Below are 6,673 nucleotides of genomic sequence, written 5' to 3'. Positions count from 1 at the left end.
TTGCCGCCAGCGCGCGGCGGCGTTGCCGATCAGCGAGCAGCGGCAGCGGCAGGCGTTGCCAAAGCGTCTCTGCGTCACGATAGGCTTGCTCGTGTTCGGGGCTTTGCGACCGCCAGCGTTCGAACTCAGCCAATACCGTCTCATCGGCAGCGCCTGACGTCAGGCGCACCTGCCAGGCAACGGCTTGTTGCTGCAAGGCTTCTCGGCGGGTTGAAGAGGTTTCGTTCATTAAGGCATCGTCTGGAGCGGGATATTTACTATAACGATCCACGGCGCTTAAAGCCACACCAAGCTCATTGACTATCAACTGCCTGCCGGCAGTGCTGCAAGGCTTTGGCCAATTGTTTTTCTACCCAACTGTTGGAGATTTTCAACTGCTTGGCAATTTCGGCATGGCTTAGGCACTCAATGCGGCTCAAATACAAAATTTCGGCGCATTGATCAGGCAGGTCGGCCAGAGCTATCTGAATTTGCTGCAATTGAGCTTGCGCTTCCGCCGTCCGTTCAGGCGCTGCCGCAGCGTCGATTTCGGTTTCGTCGCCCAGATATTGATTTAGCAACTCACCACGCCGTTTTTGGGTGCGTAGATGATCGAGCGATAAATTGGATGCCACTTTAAACAGCCAAGCCCGCACTTCTATCTCACTAGCCATTGGCGGCTTGAGTAGCGTCAATCTCAGGAAAATATCTTGAATCAGATCGGCAGCAGTATCCTCGCAACGGATGCGCTGTTGCAAAAAACGCTGGATTTGCGGCCGGGCATTTAAAAAAATGCGGTAAATATCGTGGTCTGAATATGCCATTCGCGGAGCCAGGCCATGCTGGAGTTAATCGTGGCATTTGGCGCAGCAAGGTTCACGCCATGACTGGAATCACAGACTTAACAGTCTGAAAACAAGGAATTTGCGTTGGTTCGAAAAAAATTAGAGCCTTGGCCGCGTCCGCAAAACCGTGTGAAATGCCATAACAACCTCGGCATTTCACACAGTTTTGTTTTCCGTTGGCTCGAAACGCTTAATCCGAAAAACAGAATAAACTTGGCGCTACTGCATCATGGCATATTGTTAACAGAAACCGAGGGAGTCGTTATGGCTGACACTCCGGCATCAACGAACTGCGCCAGTACTGGTCTTCCTTTTCGAACAAGCGCCGGCTTTCCTCCGGCCCCCAGGAGCCGGCCGGATAGGTGGCGATATAATCCCGCTCGGTCACCCAATTTTGCAAAATGGGGTCGACGATGCGCCAGGCATATTCCACTTCGTCGAAACGCAGGAATAGCGAGCGGTCGCCCTTCATGACATCCAACAACAAGTCTTCGTAAGCATCGACTCGGCGCTCGTCGGGATTACGGAAACTGGCGTCCAAGCTGGTAGTGCGGGTACGCATCTCCAGGCCCGGCTCCTTGACGGTCATTTCGATGCGGATGCATTCTTCGGGCTGAATACCCAGCAATATCCAGTTCGGTGTCATGCACTGTACATGGGTGTCGCGGAAAAACTGAAACGGCGGATGCCGAAAACAGATTGAAATCGAGGATTGGCCCTTGGCCATCCGCTTGCCGGTGCGCAGATAAAACGGCACGCCGCGCCAGCGCCAGTTGTCGATCAACAATTTCATCGCCGCATAGGTTTCGGTACTGCTGTCAGCGGGGATATTGGCTTCTTCCAGGTAGCCGACCACTTTATGGCCTTCGATATTGCCTCGGGCATATTGGCCGCGAAAGGCATGCGCATGCACGGCCGATTTGGGGATAGGCCGAATGGACTTCAGCACTTTGACTTTTTCGTCGCGCAGGGACTCCGCATCCATCGATACCGGCGGCTCCATCGCCACCAAGGTCAACAATTGCAAAAGATGGCTTTGCAGCATGTCGCGCATCGCTCCGGCGCTGTCGTAATACTCGCCACGGTTACCTATGCCCAGTTCTTCGGAGTGAGTGATCTGCACATGGTCGATGTAATTACGATTCCACAAGGGTTCCAGCATCACGTTGGCGAAGCGAAACACCAATACGTTCTGCACCATGCCCTTGCCCAGATAATGGTCGATGCGGTAAATCTGATCTTCACTCAAATACCGGCTAAGACGTTTTTGCAAGGCCTGCGCGCTTTCCAGATCGTAACCGAACGGTTTTTCGATCACTACCCGCCGCCAGCCATATTCTTCGTTCAGCAGTTCTACCTGGCTTAAGGACTCGATGACGTTGCCGAAATCGCTGGGACCTATTGCCAGATAAAAGGCCATATTGCGGGAAAATCGCGGCTGAGCGTTTAGGGTTTCCGCCAGGGTTTTATAGCATTCCGGCTGGTCGAGATCGCCGCGATGATAATCCAGCCGTTCGGCAAAGCGACTGAATACGGCCTCGTCCAAAGGCGTATTTGCCTGTTCCAGCAATAAGGTCTTAACTTCCGCCAGCCAGGTTGCCCTATCCCAGGGACGGCGGCCCACCGCCAGGATACGCGTGCCTTCCGGCAGTTTTTTTTCCAGCTCCAGATGATAGAAGCCGGGCATTAGCTTCAGCCGCGCCAAATTGCCGGTAGCACCGAAAATGACGTAAGTGCAGGGGTCTGTATTCATAAAAGCTACCTTGTCTTTACTTTGCAATATTGGGTGCAGTTTGCATCATTTGCGCGGGCGAGTCGAACTCGAAAGCACTGTAGGTGATTAAAGTGGCCTAGTTATTAACCCGGCCCTTAAATATTGTCGCTCCCGCGAAGGCGGGAGCCCAACGGCTATAATGGATTCCCGCCTTCGCGGGAATGACGAATACGGGGAACTTAAGGGCCGGGTTAATAGAATGCCCTATTCACAGCATAAGGTCATCCTCAGCCAGACACCGCAGCACCTGATCCTGGTTATCCAGCAGCCAATTCAGCTTGATTTTCAAATGACTAAAGTGCCGTTGCGCCAACTCGGCGTCTGCTTGATCCAATACCTTTTGCAAGCTCTCGACCACCGCCAGGCAATCGGCAAAATCGTAAAAACAAAAGGTACCATGCAATTTGTGATTAGCTTCCCAGGCTTGTTGCAGCTGTCCATTGCCTAAGGCTTGCTCGATGTCGAATATTAAACTCGGTAACTGGGCAAATAATTTGCCCATCAGTGTCTGGCTTAACTGCCTGTTATCCTGGGTTTTACGCAGAATTTGCGCAGCATAATACTCGGCATTTACAGTCTCAAGTTGCCGCCAACGCGCCAGCAATTGTTCCAACTGGTAGAGGCGAATGGGTTTGACCAGACATTCGTTAAACCCGGCAGCGATTGCGCGTTCCTGCTGCTGATTTTGCGCGTGAGCAGTAACGGCGACCGCCGGGGTTTGCCGATTGTAGTTTTCGGTGCCGCGCAAGTTTTCGGCCACATCGAAACCACTTAAAAACGGCATGTTCACATCCAGGAAGATGAAGTCGTAAGGACGCTGTTGCAATAATTGCCAGGCCTCCCGGCCGTCTTTTGCCGACGTGATATTCGTCGTCCAGTGTTCCAACTGCTCGCGCAACAGCCATAGATTGATTTCATTGTCGTCGGCGATCAGAATCGAAAAATCGTTTGTCATGGTTAATAGGTTCTAACTGTGAATAATTTGCTGATGCCGTTATCGAATGTTTTGCCGCAAAAATCAATCTATCGCGCGTCGATAAATTGTTCCATACCAAAAGCATCAGGCAATAAAAAACCCCGGCACCTTGCGGCAACCGGGGTTTTCAGGCCAAGGCCGAACGGCGATTACATCATGCCGCCCATGCCACCCATGCCGCCCATATCAGGCATTGCAGGGGCTTTATTATCAGCCGGAGAATCGGCGATCATTACTTCGGTAGTGATCATCAAACCAGCCACCGATGCTGCATTTTGCAGCGCGGAACGGGTTACTTTCGCAGGATCCAAAATACCCATTGCGATCATGTCGCCGTATTCGCCGGTTGCGGCGTTGTAACCGAAGTTACCGGTGCCTTTTTTGACTTCGTTCAGAACCACGGACGCTTCGTCGCCGGCGTTGCTGACGATTTGACGCAAAGGCTCTTCCATAGCACGGCGCAGGATGCTGACACCCACGTCTTGGTCGTGGTTGATCCCTTTCAGGCCTTCCAGCGCAGACAACGCACGGATCAAGGCAGTACCGCCACCGGCAACTACGCCTTCTTCAACCGCAGCGCGAGTTGAATGCAGCGCGTCTTCAACGCGAGCTTTCTTCTCTTTCATTTCCACTTCGGTCGCAGCGCCGACTTTGATAACCGCTACGCCGCCAGCTAATTTAGCCAGACGTTCTTGCAGTTTTTCGCGGTCGTAGTCGGAAGTCGCTTCGTCGGCTTGGGCGCGGATTTGCGCAACACGGCCTTTGATTTGATCTTCGTTACCAGCGCCATCAATGATGGTAGTGTTTTCTTTGTTGATTTGAACGCGTTTTGCAGTACCCAATTGACTGATGTCGGCTTTTTCCAAAGACAGACCCACTTCTTCAGAGATCACCACGCCGCCGGTCAGAACCGCGATGTCTTCCAGCATGGCTTTACGACGATCACCAAAGCCAGGGGCTTTAACAGCCGCGACTTTAACGATACCGCGCATATTGTTCACAACCAGAGTTGCCAAGGCTTCGCCTTCAACATCTTCGGAAATGATCAGCAAAGAACGGCCGGATTTAGCTACGCCTTCCAGAATGGGTAACAATTCGCGGATGTTGGAGATTTTTTTGTCGTAAAGCAGAACGAAAGGATCGTCCAGTTCCACGCTCATGTTTTCTTGTTTGTTGATGAAGTATGGAGACAGGTAACCGCGGTCGAACTGCATACCTTCAACCACATCCAGGTCGTTTTCCAGACCGGTGCCTTCTTCAACGGTGATAACACCTTCTTTACCGACTTTTTCCATCGCTTCGGCAATGATTCTGCCCACAGACTCGTCAGAGTTTGCAGAGATGGTACCTACTTGGGCAATAGCTTTGTTGTCTGTGCAAGGTGTTGATGCGTTTTGAATCGCTGCCACCGCTGCGGTAACCGCCAAATCGATGCCGCGTTTCAAGTCCATTGGGTTCATGCCCGCCGCAACTGATTTCAAGCCTTCGTTAACGATGGCTTGCGCCAGAACGGTCGCAGTTGTAGTACCGTCTCCGGCTACATCGGAAGTTTTAGACGCAACTTCCTTCACCATTTGCGCGCCCATGTTTTCGAATTTGTCTTTCAATTCGATTTCTTTCGCAACCGATACACCGTCTTTGGTGATGGTTGGCGCGCCAAAGCTTTTATCCAACACAGCGTTACGGCCTTTAGGACCCAAAGTAACTTTTACTGCGTTAGCCAAAACGTTAACGCCTTGCACCATCAGTGCACGTGCGTCGCCACCAAATTTTACGTCTTTTGCTGCCATTTCTTATTCCTGAGATATTGGTTAAATTGAAAAAGAGTGTGTCGAACGAATTGGGCTTAACCCAAAACACCCATGATGTCTTCTTCGCGCATGACGATATATTGCTCGCCATCGACTTTAACTTCGGTGCCGGAATATTTGCCGAACAACACTCTGTCGCCAACTTTAACTTCCAGGGCACGTACTTGGCCGTTATCTAACGGTTTACCTGAACCCACTGCCAAAACTTCGCCTTCGCTAGGTTTTTCTGCGGCAGAACCCGGCAGCACGATGCCACCTGCGGTTTTGGTTTCTTCTTCAACGCGTTTTACGACGATACGGTCATGTAACGGACGAATTTTCATCAATGTCTCCTTAATGTAGATAAAGTTAAAGGTTAAAAACTGAATAAAGCTATTTAAAAAACAGCTACCCCTTGCGGAAGAAGCGAGCTTTTAAGCGGCCTCAAGTTTATTAGCACTCTCTAGCAACGAGTGCTAATAATATCCGGCTTTTGCACTCTGTCAAGCTCTTTGGCATCATCTGCGCCTCACTCAAGCCATACAAACTATGAACGACGAACAATTACTCCGTTACAGCCGGCAAATCATGCTGCCGCAAATCGATATTGCCGGTCAGCAAAAATTGCTCGATGCCAAAGTTTTAATCGTCGGCGCCGGCGGCTTGGGCTCGCCTGCCTCTATGTATTTGGCTGCGGCCGGCGTCGGCCAGATCACCGTCTACGACGACGATCAGGTCGATTTGACCAATTTACAACGCCAGATTGCTCACAACACAGCCGATATAGGGTTGGATAAAGTTATTTCAACCCAACAGACGCTGGAAAAAATTAATCCGGGCGTAAAGGTATTTGCGCATAAACAACGTTTGGCCGGCGAACAATTACTTGCAGAAGTAGCGGATGCCGATGTGGTATTGGACTGTAGCGACAATTTCACCACCCGGTTTGCGATCAATAAGGCGTGCGTGGGCAGGCAAACCCCGCTGGTATCCGGCGCGGCGATCCGTTTCGAGGGTCAAGTCAGCGTGTTTACGCCAGGATTGCACGATAGCCCGTGCTATAACTGTCTCTATCAAAGCGACGGCGAGGAATTGCAAAATTGCGCACGCAACGGCGTGATTGCACCGATCACCGGCATCGTCGGCAGCATTCAGGCCTTGGAAACGATAAAGTTGATAGTCGGCAGCGGCGCCACATTGACTGGTCGCTTGTTGTTACTGGACGGACTGAGCATGGAATGGCACAGCATGCGCTTGAAGAGAAATCCAAATTGCCCAAGCTGCGGCGCGAAATAAGCTAATCCGCATA

General features: G+C 51.4%; 7 protein-coding genes. 1 reads left to right on the top strand and 6 read right to left on the bottom strand.

Features of this window, described 5'->3' with window-relative positions; all coding sequences use genetic code 11:
- The 6 genes from NP589_RS18410 to groES form a co-directional block, all read right to left on the bottom strand.
- Positions 1–286, bottom strand: a 286-nt coding sequence (locus NP589_RS18410; protein WP_256608272.1) for a FecR/PupR family sigma factor regulator, incomplete at its 3' end; no start/stop codon positions are given.
- Between the two features lie 7 nt (positions 287–293).
- Entirely contained in the window at positions 294–803 is a 510-nt protein-coding gene (locus NP589_RS18405) for an RNA polymerase sigma factor (protein ID WP_256608271.1), read from the bottom strand.
- Between the two features lie 283 nt (positions 804–1,086).
- Complete coding sequence (zwf, locus tag NP589_RS18400) at positions 1,087–2,577, bottom strand: glucose-6-phosphate dehydrogenase (RefSeq protein ID WP_256608270.1); 1,491 nt, start codon at positions 2,575–2,577, stop codon at positions 1,087–1,089.
- 229 nt (positions 2,578–2,806) lie between these two features.
- Positions 2,807–3,553: a response regulator gene (locus NP589_RS18395; RefSeq protein WP_256608269.1), complete on the bottom strand. Its 747-nt coding sequence runs from the start codon at positions 3,551–3,553 to the stop codon at positions 2,807–2,809.
- A gap of 170 nt (positions 3,554–3,723) precedes the next feature.
- On the bottom strand, positions 3,724–5,364 hold the full coding sequence (groL, locus tag NP589_RS18390) for a chaperonin GroEL (RefSeq protein WP_064009416.1): 1,641 nt from the start codon (positions 5,362–5,364) through the stop codon (positions 3,724–3,726).
- Positions 5,365–5,420: 56 nt separating this feature from the next.
- Positions 5,421–5,708: a co-chaperone GroES gene (gene groES / locus NP589_RS18385; RefSeq protein ID WP_020484651.1), complete on the bottom strand. Its 288-nt coding sequence runs from the start codon at positions 5,706–5,708 to the stop codon at positions 5,421–5,423.
- 205 nt (positions 5,709–5,913) lie between these two features.
- On the opposite strand from groES, the gene NP589_RS18380 reads away from it, so the two are divergent.
- Positions 5,914–6,660 carry a HesA/MoeB/ThiF family protein gene (locus tag NP589_RS18380; RefSeq protein WP_256608268.1) on the top strand — a complete coding sequence of 249 codons (747 nt, stop codon included), beginning with the start codon at positions 5,914–5,916 and terminating at the stop codon, positions 6,658–6,660.
- Positions 6,661–6,673: the final 13 nt, after the last annotated feature.

Origin of the sequence: Methylomonas rosea, assembly GCF_024505055.1 — a bacterium.
In the GTDB taxonomy this organism is placed as follows: domain Bacteria; phylum Pseudomonadota; class Gammaproteobacteria; order Methylococcales; family Methylomonadaceae; genus Methylomonas; species Methylomonas rosea.
The sequence above is the reverse complement of the archived record's forward strand: the minus strand, read 5'-3'. Positions and strand labels throughout refer to the sequence as shown.